Annotated in this window: 12 protein-coding genes; 8 read left to right on the forward strand and 4 right to left on the reverse strand. The window is 57.8% G+C overall.

The annotated features are described in order from the left end of the window. Window positions 1–55: 55 nt before the first annotated feature. Window positions 56–3,193: an efflux RND transporter permease subunit gene (locus P3T23_RS37870; RefSeq protein WP_429321175.1), complete on the reverse strand. Its 3,138-nt coding sequence runs from the start codon at window positions 3,191–3,193 to the stop codon at window positions 56–58. A gap of 15 nt (window positions 3,194–3,208) precedes the next feature. Next, window positions 3,209–4,252: an efflux RND transporter periplasmic adaptor subunit gene (locus P3T23_RS37875; RefSeq protein ID WP_429321176.1), complete on the reverse strand. Its 1,044-nt coding sequence runs from the start codon at window positions 4,250–4,252 to the stop codon at window positions 3,209–3,211. 473 nt (window positions 4,253–4,725) lie between these two features. Here P3T23_RS37875 and P3T23_RS37880 point away from each other — a divergent pair, with 473 nt between their 5' ends. Next, window positions 4,726–5,319: a TetR/AcrR family transcriptional regulator gene (locus P3T23_RS37880; RefSeq protein WP_429321177.1), complete on the forward strand. Its 594-nt coding sequence runs from the start codon at window positions 4,726–4,728 to the stop codon at window positions 5,317–5,319. Between the two features lie 217 nt (window positions 5,320–5,536). On the opposite strand, the gene P3T23_RS37885 is transcribed toward P3T23_RS37880, so the two are convergent. Beyond that, the gene (locus tag P3T23_RS37885) at window positions 5,537–6,037 is read right to left on the reverse strand and encodes a TetR/AcrR family transcriptional regulator (protein WP_429321178.1); all 501 of its coding nucleotides are present in this window, start codon (window positions 6,035–6,037) and stop codon (window positions 5,537–5,539) included. Between the two features lie 721 nt (window positions 6,038–6,758). On the opposite strand from P3T23_RS37885, the gene P3T23_RS37890 reads away from it, so the two are divergent. Beyond that, the gene (locus P3T23_RS37890) at window positions 6,759–7,781 is read left to right on the forward strand and encodes a porin (protein WP_429321179.1); all 1,023 of its coding nucleotides are present in this window, start codon (window positions 6,759–6,761) and stop codon (window positions 7,779–7,781) included. A 494-nt stretch (window positions 7,782–8,275) separates the two neighbouring features. Further along, window positions 8,276–8,995: an IS5 family transposase gene (locus tag P3T23_RS37895; protein WP_429321180.1), complete on the forward strand. Its 720-nt coding sequence runs from the start codon at window positions 8,276–8,278 to the stop codon at window positions 8,993–8,995. A gap of 199 nt (window positions 8,996–9,194) precedes the next feature. On the opposite strand, the gene P3T23_RS37900 is transcribed toward P3T23_RS37895, so the two are convergent. Continuing rightward, on the reverse strand, window positions 9,195–10,595 hold the full coding sequence (locus tag P3T23_RS37900) for an MFS transporter (RefSeq protein ID WP_429321181.1): 1,401 nt from the start codon (window positions 10,593–10,595) through the stop codon (window positions 9,195–9,197). Window positions 10,596–11,231: 636 nt separating this feature from the next. On the opposite strand from P3T23_RS37900, the gene P3T23_RS37905 reads away from it, so the two are divergent. From P3T23_RS37905 to P3T23_RS37925, 5 genes are read left to right on the forward strand one after another with little or no spacing between them, the layout of a single operon-like run. Beyond that, a complete protein-coding gene (locus P3T23_RS37905; RefSeq protein WP_429321182.1) occupies window positions 11,232–11,993 on the forward strand; it encodes an SDR family NAD(P)-dependent oxidoreductase in 762 nt (253 codons plus the stop codon). Then, window positions 11,990–13,177, forward strand: coding sequence for an acyl-CoA dehydrogenase family protein (locus tag P3T23_RS37910; protein WP_429321183.1), 1,188 nt, complete (start codon window positions 11,990–11,992; stop codon window positions 13,175–13,177). The genes P3T23_RS37905 and P3T23_RS37910 overlap by 4 nt, the downstream gene beginning before the upstream one ends. Continuing rightward, window positions 13,174–14,238 carry a phosphotransferase gene (locus P3T23_RS37915; protein WP_429321184.1) on the forward strand — a complete coding sequence of 355 codons (1,065 nt, stop codon included), beginning with the start codon at window positions 13,174–13,176 and terminating at the stop codon, window positions 14,236–14,238. The genes P3T23_RS37910 and P3T23_RS37915 overlap by 4 nt, the downstream gene beginning before the upstream one ends. Continuing rightward, window positions 14,235–15,038 carry an enoyl-CoA hydratase/isomerase family protein gene (locus tag P3T23_RS37920; protein WP_429321185.1) on the forward strand — a complete coding sequence of 268 codons (804 nt, stop codon included), beginning with the start codon at window positions 14,235–14,237 and terminating at the stop codon, window positions 15,036–15,038. The genes P3T23_RS37915 and P3T23_RS37920 overlap by 4 nt, the downstream gene beginning before the upstream one ends. After that, complete coding sequence (locus P3T23_RS37925; protein ID WP_429321186.1) at window positions 15,035–16,189, forward strand: acetyl-CoA C-acetyltransferase; 1,155 nt, start codon at window positions 15,035–15,037, stop codon at window positions 16,187–16,189. The genes P3T23_RS37920 and P3T23_RS37925 overlap by 4 nt, the downstream gene beginning before the upstream one ends. Window positions 16,190–16,378 lie beyond the last annotated feature (189 nt).

A 16,378-nucleotide genomic window follows, 5' to 3' on the forward strand; every position in this document is an offset into this window, starting at 1 on the left:
GAACAAAGCGACGTAAATGCGCCAGGCAGCCGGCATGCGGAGCCAATGGTAGCGGTCATGCGCGCTCCTCGCGGCTGAACTTGCGAATGAGGATATAGAAGGCAGGCGTGAAGAGAAGCCCGAAGCAGGTCACGCCAAGCATGCCGAACAGCACGGCTGTTCCGAGCGACTGCCGCATTTCGGCGCCAGCCCCTGTTGCAACTGCGAGCGGGGCAACCCCCAGGATGAAGGAGAAGGACGTCATCAGGATGGGGCGCAGGCGCGTGCGCGCGGCATGTACGGCGGCATCAACCGGAGAAGCGCCGTCGTCCTCCTTCTGGCGGGCAAATTCGACAATCAGGATCGCGTTCTTGGCGGCCAGGCCTACGAGAACAACGAAGCCGATCTGCGCCAGGATATCGATTGGCATGCCACGCACAAGCAATCCGGTGACGGAGGCCAGGATGCACATCGGCACGATCAGGACGATCGCCATGGGCAGTCTCCAGCTCTCGTATTGCGCAACCAGAACGAGGAATACGAAGAGCGCAGCTGCACCGAAGACCAGAAGCGTCGGGGTACCACGTTGCTGCTGCTGGTAAGCCAGCTCGGTCCATTCGAAGCCGATACCCTGCGGAAGGACTTGATGGGCAAGCCCCTCCATGCGGTGTAGTGCCGTACCGGTGGCGACGCCCGGCGCAGCGACGCCCTGGACCTCGGCAGCGGGGTAAAGGTTGTAGCGCGGCACGCGATAGGGAATCGTATGATTCTGCATCTGCGCCACCGTGCCGATCGGTACCATCTCACCGGACTGGTTGCGGGCCTTCAGACGGGTAATGTCCTGCGGGATACGCCTGAACTGCCCGTCAGCCTGAACGATGACCTGGTATGTTCTGCCGAGATAGTTGAAGTCATTCACGTACTGCGAGCCGAGATAGACCTGCAGCGTGGAAAACACGTCGGTCGGCGTAAGGCCTACTTTTTCGGCCTTCACACGATCGATATCCGCGAACACCGAGGGCGAACCCGCGTTGAACAGGGTGAACACGCCGGCGAAGCTCGGATCCTTGTTGGCCGCGGCAACGAGGGCATTCGCGGCATGCACGAGCGCTGCCGAGCCAAGCCCGGCACGATCCTCCAGCATCATCTTGAACCCGCCCGAGTTGCCGAGACCTTGCACCGGAGGCGGCGGGATGGTCAGCACATAGGCGTCTTTGATCATGGACAGGCGCTTGTGCAGGTCGGCTAATACCGTGTTCGCCGTCACGCCGGGCATGGAGTGGTGATAGAGCGACGGCAGGCTGGAGAAGATCGTTCCGGAGTTCGAAGCCACGGTCAACGTCGTGGCGTCAAGCCCTACGAACGGGGCAACGTGCTCAACACCGTGCGTCGTCAGGATGATGTCGATTGCCTTGCGGACCACTTTCTCGGTTCTGTCCAGCGAGGCGCCGGGCGGAAGCTGAACGACGGTGATCAGGTAGCCCTGATCCTGCTCAGGAATGAAACCGGTCGGCGTGCGCGAAAACTCCAGGCCGGCGATACCGACGAGTGCGACGTAGCTGACGAGAACAACAGTCAGTCCGCGAACGAGACGACGGGTCAGATTCCCATACCCGACCGACAACCTGGCAAAGCCACGGTTAAAGCGATCGAAACCCGCATGAAGCAGACGCTGTGCGGGGCGGGCGCGCGAGGCATCATGCGGCTCCTGCGTCTTGAAGAGCGCTGCGCAAAGGGCAGGGCTGAGGGTCAACGACACGAAGCAGGAAATGACCGTCGACGCGGCGATCGTAACCGCGAACTGACGAAAGAACAGACCGGAGATACCACTCAGGAAAGCAGACGGGACGAAGACGGCGCACAACGCCAGCGCAATCGAGAGCAGGGCCCCGCCCACTTCGTCCATGGTCCTGTGGGCGGCTTCCGTCGGGGACATGCCGGAGCGCATGTTACGTTCGACGTTTTCGACCACAACGATCGCATCATCGACCACAATGCCGACCGCCAGCACGAGGCCAAATAGAGACAGGTTGTTGACCGATATCCCGAACGCCGCGAGAACGATGAATGACGCGAGCAGAGAGACCGGGATCGCAACGACCGGGATAATCGTTGCTCGCCAGTTCTGGAGGAACAGAAAGACGACGCCGACAACCAACAGGATCGCGACGAAGATGGTAACGACCACCTCGTCGACCGATTGGCCGATGAAGGTGGTGGGATCGTAGATGATCTTGTAATCCACCCCCTGGGGGAAGTCCTGCTTCAGAACCTGCATGGCGGACAGGACTTCATGCTCGACCGCAAGCGAGTTCGCGCCAGGCTCGGCGTAGATCAGCAGGGGCGTGGAGTCGCTGCGATCCATAAAGGACGTAGAACCATAGTCGGCTGCGCCAACCTCGACGCGGCCAATGTCGCGTATGCGCGTCACGCGTCCCTGGTTGTCGGATTTCACGACGACATCGGCAAATTGCTGGGGCGTGGAGAGCCGACCCAGTGCCTCGACGTTGATCTGAAACGCTTGGCTCCCGGGCGCCGGTGGCTGATTCAGGATACCGGCCGAGACCTGCAGGTTCTGGGCACGCAATGCCGCCAGTACCTCGCTGGCGGTGAGATAGTTTGCGGCCACCTTGTCAGGGTCGAGCCAGATGCGCATGGCGTACTCGCGTGCGCCAAGGAACTGTACGTCGCCAACGCCTTGCAGCCGCGCGAGCGTGTCCTTCACGTGCAAGGTTGCGTAGTTCGAGAGGTACAGCGTGTCGTGCGTCTTGTCTGGCGAGTACAGGTGAACGGCCAGAAGTATGCTGGGTGTCGCCTTTCTCACCTGCACGCCCAGACGCTGGACATCCTCAGGCAGTCGCGGCAATGCGTCCTGCACGCGGTTCTGCGTGAGCATCTGTGCGACGTTCAGGTCGGTACCGATCCGGAATGTCACAGTGACCGTAAGCTTTCCGTCGCCGGTCGACTGGCTGCTCATGTAGAGCATGTTCTCGACGCCATTGATCTGCTGCTCGAGCGGCGTCGCTACGGTGCGTGCAATGGTTTCCGCGGAGGCACCTGGATAGGACGTCGTGATCTGCACGGTCGGCGGGACAATTTCCGGATACTGCGCGACCGGAAGAACGAACATCGCACCGAGTCCCATCAGCGTCAGAAAACTGCTTACAACAGTGGCGAAGCGTGGGCGGTCAATGAAGAAATGAGCAATGCGCATGGTTTGGGCTCGATCCTAGTCCTGACTGGCGGCATAACGGATCGTGTCGTCCCGCGTCGTGACCTTTGCTCCGGGCGCTGCGTATGGCAGCCCATCCACGATCACGCGGTCATTCGTTGTGAGGCCGGACCGGATGACCCGCAGACCACCACGAATGTCGCCAATCTCGACCTGCCTGGGCGCGACGGTGCCGTCGGAGGAGACGGTCATGACAACGTGTTGGGATTGATCCGGCACCACCGCGGCGTCCGGTATGAGCAACGTCGGCACAGGATGAGCAACAACCAGCCTTACGCGGGCAAACTCCCCCGGGGTCAGGAGAAGGTCGGGATTCGGCACCGTAGCCCGGGCATGAATCGTCCCACTCGACCGGTCGAGTACGTTGTTTATGAAGTCGAGGTCGCCTTGCCGCGTGAATCCTTTTTCGCTGCCGAGCGCAAGCTCGACTTTCTCAACCGGCGTACCCTTGAGATGCGTCTGATATCGGGAAAAAGTCTGGAAATCGGACTCGCTCATATCGAAATCCAGATGGATGGGATCAAGCGAGACAAGCGTGGCAAGCAACGTCGTTGGGCTGGTCGCCGCGCGGCTGCCAGCAATCAGGTTACCCACCGAAACAAGATGCGCGCCGATGCGGCCGGTGAATGGCGCCGTGATATGGCAATGGTCGAGATCGAACCGGGCATCGCGGATCTGAGCCCTCGCATCGTCCAGTGCAGCCTGGGCGGCCTGCCGGTCGGACGTGCGCTGTTCGACGTCCTGCGCCGTTCCTGCGTCGTTACGTTCAAGTTCCTGCGCCCGGCGCAGTTCCTGGTCAGCGAGCACGAGCCGGGCTGTCGCCGTTTCAAGCTGGGCGTTCGCCTGAGCAAGCCTGATCTCATAGGGGACCGGGTCAATGGTGAAAAGCAAATCGCCCTTGTGGACGATGTCCCCATCCTTGAAGTATATGCCCGTAAGCGTACCGCCGACCTGAGCGCGCAGTTCGACCTGGTCGACTGCAGAGAACTGTCCAAGGAAGCCGAGCCGCGTATCGAGTTCGTGCATGAGAGGCTTGCTCACCGCGACTTGCGGAAGCTGCGCAGAGCGCGTATCCGCAGGGGAACCGCTTCCGCCACGCGAGTGCGCGAACCATGTAGATCCCATGACTACTATCGCTATCCCGGCAGTCATCCACAACCTGGCCGAGGACCGTTTGCGACCATGCAGGGCATCGCCTTCTTGCACCTGGCCGCGCTCTGGTTTCGTTTCCGTATCCATTCGCTTGCACCCTCGAAAATCTGATCCCCGTTCCACTCGTCGAGCTCATCGCCGATCCGGTCGGCCAGGATGCGGTTTCCCAGTGCCAACTTACCCATAAACCGCCTCGTGGATCAGGGTGCCGAACGTTCGGGCGCCTGGAGCTAAAAGTGCTTCACAATGGTGATCACCATCGATTTGATAATGATATGACGCGGTCCGCCAATGTCAATGGCATTCGCCATCGTTTTATGGAAAAATGGTAAAAAGTAACGCGCAGGCGAGGAGGACAGTTCATGGGTGTCTCAAGACAGCAAGCCAATGAAAATCGGCAGTCGATCATTGCCGCTGCGGAAAAGCTCTTCCGCGAGCGCGGCGTAGATGCGGTGGGACTGACCGAGCTGACCAAGGCCGCAGGCTTCACCCAGGGCGGCTTCTACAACCATTTCGAGTCGAAGGATGCGTTGGTGGCAGCGGTGATGAACAAAGCCATGGAGGACGGCACAAATCGACTAGTCGCAGCCATCGAACAGTCCAGCGCGATGGGGGTGGATCCCATCAAGCGTCAGATCGATTTGTACCTCTCCCCCGATCATCGGAGCGACATTGATTCCGGCTGCCCGGTATCGACCTTCGCCGGCGACGTCCGGCGACTGAGCGCGGGGGCACGCAAGTCCTACGCTGATGGGGTTGCGTCGAATCTTGATTGCCTCGCCGACGCGCTTAACGGCACAAATAAAAGAGAGCGCAGAAGGAAGGCTATTTCGATCTTAAGTCGATTGGTCGGGACTTTGATGCTGTCGCGTGCAGTGGTTGACGCTGATCCAGACTTGGCTGACGAAATATTGAAAGACGGTCGTCGACAGTTGTTGCTTGATTTGGCCGACTAGAAGACTCGCGGACGTCCGCTTCCCCCGCCGATACGGGCCAATCGTCGGTGACGCTTTGACTCGCCGCTCGCCGGCCATTGCGCGCGGAAAACCAGGCGGCGCGTTTCGGCACGATGGAAAGGAGCGGCAGCTCTGGCGTCTTTAAACGAGATGTGTTGATTGGCCAGCCAATCAGCACTCAATGGTTTATGCACTCTCTGCTTGCGAACTCCGACGCTTACGTGCTGGGACATTTGCTTGTGGCGAACACTGCAATAGAACGCGAACGACGTTTTTGCGTATTCAGCAGGATCGTCTCCTCCGTGCCTGGATCAGGGGCGAGTCGGGACAGCGTCACTGCACCCACCAACGTCGAAACAATCGCATTGGCGACGTCTGCATGCCCCGCAATACCTAGCTGCTGCGTTTGCTCGGCGACAAGTCGAACCAGGCGCTCGTAGCAGTCTACGGTCGTCGCCTTGACCTGTTCGTCGGCGTGCCGAAGTTCACTGCCCAGATTTGCCAAAGGACACAAGTACGCCGGGTCTTTGCCCTGAAGTTGGTGAAGATAGAGAGAAACGATGGTATCGAGCGCTTCCCTTGGCGGCTTGCCGACGATGGCACGCTCGAACATCTCCATCAGTTGCCCGAACGCTGCGACGTTGGCTTCGGCAACCAGTTGCCCCTTCGACCGGAAATGCCGAAAGAAGCCGCCTTGCGTCAGGCCGGCAGCAACCATGACGTCGGCGATGCCTGTTGCGCCGAGACCCTGGTTATAAATACCCTGGAAGCTGTTGCGACGATGCGCTTCCTTGTTTCGGCCGTTTCAATTCTCGACTTTCTCATGTTGCTGACCCTGGTTTCAGAAAAACGACTTGCGATTTTTAGAGCGAGTACACGACGCCCGATCCGAATGCCTGGTGTCGTCGTGGTGTCGATCCGCAGGCACCGATTCCGTTTTTCCTGACGCAGCCAGTTGCGCTGCGTCTAGCCAGCGTAGCCGATCCTGGCGGCAATCGACGTGATCACCACATTGCAGTCGTGTCCACTCTCCGGGGCAGTCGCCGATGCCTTTCTCATGCGACGTTCAAGTCGTCGCTATCGACGGGGGGAGGCATGTCGAGGACTATCCGACCACGCCGCGGGTATTCACCGATATGCGCTAATGGGACTATATTACCATAATAAGACGTGAGGTCCAGAATGCGTTTTTCCTCATCATGTCCGCTTTCAATTGTCTGTACTTTTGGGTCGTTTTGCGTTGCCAGTCTGGCGGTCATGGCCGTGAATCGCTGTCGAGCGGTGCGGCCGTACAACGGTTGGGTCGATCGTGCCCCCGCATCACGACACCGATCGATGTCACAGCTTTCCTGGTCCTGTCAATTGCATGAGTGGCGGGATGCCCGTTACGATTTTGAGATAAAACAAAATAATCAGTAGTACATGGTATGGAGATACTTGTGAGGCAATACTTATCTGGATTGTTGATTGCTCTGCTTCTAACTTCTACTCAGGTTCGGGCACAAAGTAACCTTACTCTCTATGGAATCCTCGATACCAGCTTGGAAGTCACAAATGCTGGAAGTGGCGCGACGGTAAGAATGGATTCTGGGGGATTGAACGGGTCTAGATTTGGCTTGATAGGTACGGAAGACATCGGGGCTGGTTACAAAATAAAATTTACCCTTGAGCAGGGGATTTCATCTACCACTGGCGCCGCATCTAATCCTGCGCTCGCGTTTAGCCGTCAGGCTTGGGTTGGAGTGGCTGCTCCCTGGGGTGAGGTACGAGTCGGACTACAGAACTCGCCCGTGTACATACCGGTGACTGGTGTGCTTGATGCATTCACCGTCAACACGTTGGCATCCGGCATGGACAGTTTTTTAAGTATCTCGGCAAGACAAAATAACGCAATTACGTATCTGAGCCCGAACTTCCATGGACTTACCGGCCAGGTCATGGTAAGTCTGCGTGACGCAAATACGAAACCGGATAACGGTATTGCCGCCTATAACCTCGCCGTTGAATACAGTCGCGGGTCGTTAAATTCTGCAATAGGCTATCAACGGGTTACCAACTTCAAAGGTAGTTCCACGCTCAACGCGCTGTTCGCCGGGGCCAACTACGCATTCGGGCCGCTTCGAGTTTTTGCTGCATATCACAACGCAAAAATCACAGGTCTAGTTGATAAGGACGTTTTTGCGCTATCAGCCAGCTATCAATTCAGCGTTTCATCAATGCTTTCCTTCGGTGGCGCTCACGCCCACGACAGGTCTGGCATGGGCAATGGAGGTGACCAGGTTGGGCTGATGTACTGGTATTTCGTCTCAAAGCGTACCACCCTGTACGCAAGCGCAGCATTTTTGGACAATCACAATCACGCAACTTTCACGCTTAACAGTGCTCCGACGGGGGGGATTCCGGTTGCGTACCCCGGTGCCGACCCTAGAGGCATACAACTAGGTATCCAGCATCGGTTCTAGAGATCGGCTGGCGCTCCATGCACTTAGACCTTTGACAACATGAACGAAGGTGCTGTTTGAACCGCCCTGGGTGTCGCGGTAAGCCCAACGCGTTTGGGCGGCTCAGTATTCACGGCACGGTCAAAGTGCTACCAGGCATCGATTCCATGCAGACTGGAGCGTCACAACTACGCGCGTATTGGGCGTGAACGCCATCGGTGATCCCTCTGTCAACCGCGAGACCGTAGGCAACGACACGCACAGCACCGGAATTGATGATGGCGTGCGCATCAGTGAACGTCCGCTCCACAACTTCTATCGCATTGCACACGAATGCGCATGCAGGATCAAGGAAGGGGCGCTGTTGCAACCCACGGCTGCCTTCGATCACGCGTCCGTGATGCAGCCTGAATACGAACGTATTGCCGGCAGCAGACGACTGGCGGGGGCGGTCCGTCGCAGTCACATAGCCTCAGTATTGTCCCGGTCGTGGGTGAGCTGTCTTCCGTTCAGACTTGAAGCACAGCGCTGCCGAGGCACTTATTAAGAGGCTAGTTCAAAAAGACCCCATGGGCGCCGTTTACTTTCCCGGAGAGCTGTTAACCTTTGGCATCCCAAGGATGCAAGCGCCAATCATTGACGATGAATTGTGGACACTGATCGAACCTTTGCTGCCGTCACCGAAGCCACGGCGCAACAAGTATCCAGGCCGCCTTCCCGTATCGGATCGGGCTGCGCTCAACGGCATCCTGTTTGTGTTCAGGACAGGGCTTCGCTGGAACCACCTGCCGACCAACCTTGGCTTTGGGTCGGGCGCGACCTGCTGGCGACGGCTTCGCGACTGGCACGAGGCTGGCGTATGGGACCGGCTGCACGAATTGTTACTCGCGAACTTGCGCGAGGCCGACCAGCTGATTTTTCCCGCGCTGCTGTGGACTCGTCGTCGGTGCGAGCTGTTGGGGCGGGCGAAAACTGGTCCGAACCCCGTGGATCGTGCGCGACCCGGTTCGAAATACCACATCCTCGTAGATGCCAACGGCGCTCCAGTTAGCGTGATCCTGAGGGGCGCCAACCGCAACGACGTCGCCCCGTTGCTGCCGCGTGTCGACGCGATTCCACCGATTCGCGGCGCACGCGGGTGGCCACTGCGGAAGCCCGAAATCATCTACGCCGATCGCGGCTTTGATTCCGAGCCTATCGACAGGCGCTTCGCGACTTCGGCATCAAGCCCGTGATCGCGAAGCGCCGGACCGGACACGGCAGTGGGCTTGGCAAATTTCGATGGTTGGTGGAACGGACTCACTCGTGGCGATGCCACCCGGGACATATTGGATGCGACTCTTATCTCGACATTCAGGCGTCCGTTATCTGCCATAGACCAATCCAACAATGATCTAGCAACGCGAGTATTCGACGAACGCCAGTGTCGTAACGTTATGATTTCGTCCCTAATGCCGCGACGCCAGGCACCGCGATGTCTACCGACTCCACTTCATCAATTGCATCGTCGGCAACCCTAATCAACTTCGCATACCGACGCCATGCAAGGCCGAGAATGATTGCGCCAGTCAACGCGGCGGTGGGAGTCACGATAGCCATCGCAATCCCGACTTTGGCGCGGTCATGAAACAGATGCTGTGTCATCATCGCGACGATCAGCGGACCGAGGCCGGCCCCGATCATATTAGTGCAGAAAAGATACAGACCGGACAAACGCCCCCTCAAAGCAGGCGGCGTAAGCAATTGAAGTGAGGTGGCGCCCATGTTGAGTCCGACCGCTGCCGCAAAATACACCACGAATATTCCCACAAGAAAAATCCATGGACTGGGTGAGAGAAAGGCGACGGCGCCGAATGGGGAAGAGACGGCTAGAGCTGACGCTGCGATCATGTAATGGCTGCCCTTTATGCCGCGTGCCCACATGCGATCCGCCAGGTATCCACAGCCAAGAGTGGCGATAGCGCCACTTAGGCCGAGAGCAAGCGCCAGCGCTGGACCGATCTCGCCCGGTCTCCAGCCGTAGCTCCGGCCCATGAATGCTGGTGCCCACGCCATCAGGGTGTAGCCCATCAATGCATTCATGGAGAATCCCGCGAACTGGGCGGCCATGATGCCTCGACGCCGACGAAGCACGGTGAGTAGCGAAGTGGCAGCGGGCGGATGCCCGAAGGCCCGTTTTTTCCGAGTGGGCTCAGGCAATGTCAGCGCGAGCAGGCCGAAGACAAGTGGAGGACACCCCGATATAACAAACGCCGCTTGCCACGGGTCAAGGTGGCCCAAGGGCGTTTCTATCCCACGAGAGTGAGTAAACAGCGCCAGTAGATAACCACCGAGACCGAGAGACATTGCGATACCAAACGTGGCGCCAAACGAAAAAATTCCCAGTGCAGTGGCTAGCCGCCGCCGTGGGAATGTGTCGCTCAGGAGAGCATATGCCGCCGGCATCAACGTTGCTTCTCCGATGCCAACACCCATGCGAGCGACGAAGAGCCATCCGAACGACGTGGTAAGGCCACAGCCGATGCAACTCAAGGCCCAGACAATTGTGCCGACGAAGATAATCAGCTTTCGTGGAAAGGTGTCGACCAGCCATCCAAACGCTATTCCGCCAATGGCGTAAACCAGCGTGAACGAGAAGCCAATCAGGAGTCCGATCTGGACCTCGGTTAAACCCAAGCCCTTCTCGAGGGGCTCCACCAAAAGCGAAATGATTTGTCGACCAAAAAAAGACAGGATGTATAGACATAGCAGCAGGCCGACGGCATACCACGCACGTGCGCCAGCACGTGGCTCAGCGGATTGCTGTGTGTCGTTCAAAGAAGGATGATGGGCCAAGATAATGGACCTCTGTCAGTTTGCAGTTTTGTGTTCTCATCTCGCGGCGCCGAGATCGGCTCGTCGAGACTGTCTCCTATCCCACGTTGCGTTCGGAGCACGACAAGGAAATAGAGTTCCGAAATGGGATTTAAGTACGATAAGCGTCGTTTTCGACGTCGTCAAGGTAAAAGCGAAAGTTCCGCACTTCGCTCCCTGGAGGCCGTCGATTGAGATCGGCGAGACGCGTGAACGACCATGCAGCGCTAAAAAGTGGCGGATTCCCACTGAATGAAATCAATACTTAGCGACTAAAACCGAGAGGCGCTGAGCAAATAATCGTCAGACGTAAGTGTGCCCCGTGCGAACAACATGGGCGAATCTCTGCCCGAACCGACGAGGCATTACGGGCAGTTCAGAGAAGGACGGCCTGCAGATGAATCGGACGTCTTCTTTTCATCCAACGTACATACCCGACACGGTCCTCGCCGCACGGCACCTGTACATAGTCCTGCTCGCAATCGCATTGAGTGATCTCATTTTGTATGGTACTGTAGTACCACAACGGGTTTCTATACCCGAAATGGGGATCGAATTGAGGGATGCAATCAGCACCGCCTGAGGTCGCCCTTGATGTTGTGACATGAGGAGATGAGCATGGAGATAGCTGGACTCGCCGTGATTGTCACGGGCGGGGCTTCTGGTCTGGGTGGGGCAACAGCACGTCACTTGGCCGCGCTGGGGGCCAAGGTAACGATCTTCGACTTGAACGAAGAAGCTGGCCGTGCACAGGCCCAAGCGATCGGAGGGCGGTTCGTAAAGGTAGATATTTCTCGAGAGGACAACGTTATAGCCGCTCTCGACGAGGCGGAGCGCTTTCACGGCGTTGCACGCGTATTCGTTGGCTGTGCCGGCGTGGCGCTTGGCGCAAAAACGGTAGGTCGCGATGCAGCGCCGCACAGTTTGCGTCAGTTCCGAGACACCATAGAGGTGAACCTGATCGGTAACTTCATTGTGAGTTCCCGATTCGCGGCACGGCTGAGCGAGATCGAGCCGCTTGCAGAAGAGCGCGGCGTGATCATCAATACAGCGAGTGTCGCTGCTTACGAAGGGCAGATCGGACAGGTCGCATACGCAGCGTCAAAAGGCGGCGTGGTCGCCATGACACTTCCGATGGCTCGAGACCTGGCGTCACTATCAATCCGGGTTGTGACGATTGCGCCGGGATGGTTCTGGACGCCGATGTTGGCTGCTTTGCCTCAAGAAGCTCAAGATTCACTCGGGAGTCAGGTTCCGTTTCCCGCGCGCTTGGGCAAACCACAGGAGTATGCGCACCTAGTAGAAAGTATCGTGCGCAATCCAATGCTTAACGGCGAAACGATTCGACTTGATGGCGCGATCAGGATGGCACCGCGATGAACGATTTTTCTACTACTCCAAATCTTGACCGAGGCCGTCGGCTAGCTGAGCGCGTCGAGATGTTCGTCCGCAAACATGTCGTGCCTTTTGAGCGTGATCCTCGCCAGGGCCTGCACGGTCCGGGTGACGAACTCGTGCAGCAAATTAGGGACATGGCGCGCGCCGAAGGGCTGCTGACGCCCAATGTACTTCCCGATGGCAGTCATCTGACCCATGGAGAAACCGCTTTGGTTTTGCGTGCGGCGGGTTTATCACCCCTTGGACCGCTCGCGCTCAATGTCGCCGCACCCGACGAAGGGAACATGTACCTCTTGGGAAGAGTGGCGTCGCCCGCGCAAAAAGATCGATTTTTAACGCCGCTCATCGAAGGTCGGGTTCGCTCCGCCTTTTTCATGACCGAACCGGCCGAAGACAACGGTGCTGGCTCCGATCCGTCAATGATGCTGACTACCGCTCGACGGGATGGCGATTTTTGGGTGATCGACGGTCGCAAAGCATTTATCACGGGAGCTGACGGCGCCGGCATGGGCATCGTTATGGCTCGCTCCGAGCAGGGCGCGACGATGTTCCTGGTTGCATTGCCGGATCCAGCGATTCGCATCGAGCGTGTTCTCGACACGCTTGACGATTCGATGCCTGGAGGTCACGCCATCGTGCGGATTGATGGTCTTCGTGTCCCCGAGAGCCAGATACTCGGAGTGAGTGGAGAAGGCTTCAAGTATGCCCAGATTTGTCTGGCACCTGCTCGACTCACACACTGCATGCGTTGGCTTGGTGCGTGCATCCGGGCTCAAGAGATTGCAACCGCGTACGCAGTAAAGCGTCGTGCGTTTGGTCAACTACTCATTGAGCACGAGGGCGTAGGCTTCATGCTCGCGGAGAATCAAATTGACCTGAAGCAGGCCGAGTTGATGATCGACTGGTGCGCAGGGGTGCTGGACAGCGGCGCGAAGGGTATTGGCGAATCTTCCATGACTAAGGTTGCTGTATCCGAAGCACTATTCCGTGTCGCAGACCGTTGCGTTCAGGTAATGGGCGGGACAGGCTTGACGGGCGACACGATAGTCGAAAAAGTTTTCCGGGAGATACGCGCATTTCGAGTGTACGACGGGCCCACAGAAGTGCACAAATGGTCGCTCGCCAACAGGATCAGAAAGGATGCCATGGGGAGGATGGCTCAATGAAAGAGGCTATTTCATTCAATGGGACATCGGAGGTCCGCAGTGAACACCGCTTTGACATCGCCAGCCTGACGCAATGGATGACTGAGAACGTGAGAGGATTTCGAGGTCCAGTAACGGTCGAACAATTCAAGGGCGGACAGTCGAATCCCACCTACAAGGTGAACACCCCCGACAAAGCGTACGTAATCCGGCGCAAGCCGCCGGGCGATATTTTGCGAGGCGCGCACGCTGTGGAGCGCGAGGCACGGGTGTTGCAAGCGCTTGAAAGCGTAGACTTCCCTGTCCCTCATCTGCACGGCATGTGCATGGACGATGCGGTGATTGGCACGTGGTTTTACGTGATGGACTTCGTACAGGGGCGAGTCCTCTGGGACGCGACGTTCCCGGATGTTATCCGTGACGAGCGACCGCGCTACTTCTACGCGATCAACGAAACGCTCGCGAAGTTGCACAGCATCGACTACCGGTCGGTGGGCTTGACCGATTTCGGGCGCCCCGGTAACTACTTCGAGCGGCAGATTGCGCGTTGGTCCAAACAATACACAGGTGACGTTGAGGCCGGTCGGGATCCGCATTTCGAGAAGTTGATGGAATGGCTACCCGCACACATTCCGGCTGACGATGAAACTACCATCGTGCATGGTGACTTCCGCGTCGACAACATGATATTCCATCCTACGGAGCCCCGCGTTCTGGCCGTCCTGGACTGGGAATTGTCGACGTTAGGCCATCCACTTGCCGACTTTGCGTACAACGTGATGATGTACCGTATGCCACCGCTGATCATCGCGGGCCTTGAAGGCGAAAATCTAAGTGAGCTGAACATCCCAAGCGAAGATGAATACGTGGCTGCCTACTGTGCTCATACGGGACGTGACGGTATCGCGAACCTGAACTTCTACGTCGCCTTCAATATGTTTCGAGTCGCAGCGATCTTTCATGGCATCAAAGCACGTTGGAAGCGTGGCTCGGCGGCTTCGCCCCATGCGAAGGAGTTGGTCGCCGCGCTGCCGTTTGTGGCACAGCGAGCCTGGGAACAGTCGCAAGGAGCACACTCATGAACTCGTCAGCTACTTTGCTCTTTGAGCGCGATGGGTCCGTTGCGAAGTTGACACTGAACCGGCCCGCCGTAGGCAATGCAATCGACCTCTCATTGGCGAAGGCGTTGATGAAGGCCGCTATCGATTGCGACGAAGATGATTCGATAGGCTGCGTCGTGCTCACGGGTGCAGGACGGTTCTTTTGTACAGGAGGCGATGTAGGGGAATTTGTGTCTGCCGGCGATGCGGTGCCTTCTTTGTTGAAAGAACTGACTGCGTACTTGCATATGGCCATAGCGCGGCTCGCAAGGATGCAGAAGCCGTTGATAACCGCTATAAACGGTCCGGCGGCTGGCGCTGGGCTCAGCTTGGCGGTTCTCGGAGACATCGCTCTGTCCGCTCGTTCGGCGCACTTTACTCCGGCCTATACGGGCATTGGCCTTTCCCCGGATGGTGGTTCAACGTGGCTCCTTCCTCGTCTTGTCGGCCTGCGCCGGGCTCAAGAAATTGTCTTGACGAACAAGCGGCTAGGTGCAGACGATGCGGCCGAGTTAGGTCTGGTTACACGCGCGGTGGATGACGAACTTCTGGCTGATGAGACTAGGGCGATAGTTGCACAACTCGGGAGATCGACCACCGCCGCAATCGGAAGAACACGGAATCTGCTGCTTTCAAGTCTGGAGTCGAGTTTCGAGACACAGATGGAAGACGAAGCGAGGGCGATCGCTGAACTCAGCCGAACGTCGCAAACTCGTGACCGTATCCAGGCATTCGTTTCTAAGCGCAACGCCAGTCTAAGTCATCGGGAAAGCGCGGTATGAACGCATACATTGTCGAGGCGGTCCGGACTGCCGGTGGTCGCCGCGCCGGCAAACTCGCCGATTGGCATCCGGCTGATATGGCAGGAGAAGTGCTGAATGCGCTGGTCGATCGTTGTGGAATTGATCCCGGCGCCATAGAAGACGTCATCTTTGGCTGCGTGAGCCAGGTTGGTGAGCAGAGCTTCCATATTGGGCGTAACGCCGTCTTGGCATCCAGGCTACCAGATTGCGTTCCGGCCGTTTCAATCGACCGGCAGTGCGGCTCATCCCAGCAGGCTCTCCATTTCGCAGCGCAGGCGGTCATGTCGGGCACGCAAGACGTCGTGATTGCGGCTGGCGTCGAGAGCATGAGTCGCGTTCCAATGGGTACGCCGACAAGCCTCGCATTGAAAGCAGGATTAGGTGGCCCCTGGAGTGAACAAATCCGCAGACGCTATGGAGTGGATGGTTTTAGCCAGTTCACCGGAGCCCAACTAATTGCTGAGAAATACGGGTTTAGTCGGGAACAGCTCGACCAGTACGCCTTGAAGAGCCATCAGCGGGCCGCAGCAGCCACCAATGCAGGGGCCTTTCGAGCCGAGATTGTGCCACTTGAGGTGAATGGGGAGTCACACGTTGTCGACGAAGGTATCCGGTTCGGTGCGACAGCAGAGTCGATTGGATCGGTAAAGCTATTGCGGGACGGCAGCGTATTAAGTGCAGCAAACGCAAGTCAGATCTGCGACGGTTCCGCCGGCGTTCTGGTGGCCAATGAGCATGGATTGAAGGCGCATGGACTGACGCCCCTTGCCAGGATTCTCAATCTTACGGTTACTGCAGGGGACCCGATTGTCATGCTCGAAGAGCCAATTCCGGCCACGCGAAGAGCACTGAAGCGAGCAGGCCTATCAATCGATCAAATCGACCTCTACGAAGTCAATGAAGCGTTTGCACCGATACCGCTCGCCTGGCTACAGGCCGTTGATGCGGATCCAGATCGCCTCAATGTGAATGGAGGAGGGATTGCCTTGGGGCATCCGCTCGGTGCCTCCGGGGCCAAGCTTGCTGCAACGCTAGTGCATGCTCTGCGCGCGCGTGGAAAGCGGTATGGCTTGCAGACAATGTGCGAAGGCGGTGGCATTGCGAACGTCACCATCATCGAAGCCCTCTGATGCACACTCAAAGCTTGCACCTCATCGCTAGTTGATCTATTATGGGATTTACATCCCATAACGAAACACGGTTACTATATCAAGGCCGTATGTTGAAGTAGGCAACCAGGCGATCCCGAGCACTCTACGGGCGCATTTCGTTAAGGCGTAGTTGAGCCGCAGGCTGAGGCGGCCGGTTCGCTGCAGCCT

Source organism: Paraburkholderia sp. GAS448, from assembly GCF_050435685.1.
Taxonomy (GTDB): Bacteria; Pseudomonadota; Gammaproteobacteria; order Burkholderiales; family Burkholderiaceae; genus Paraburkholderia.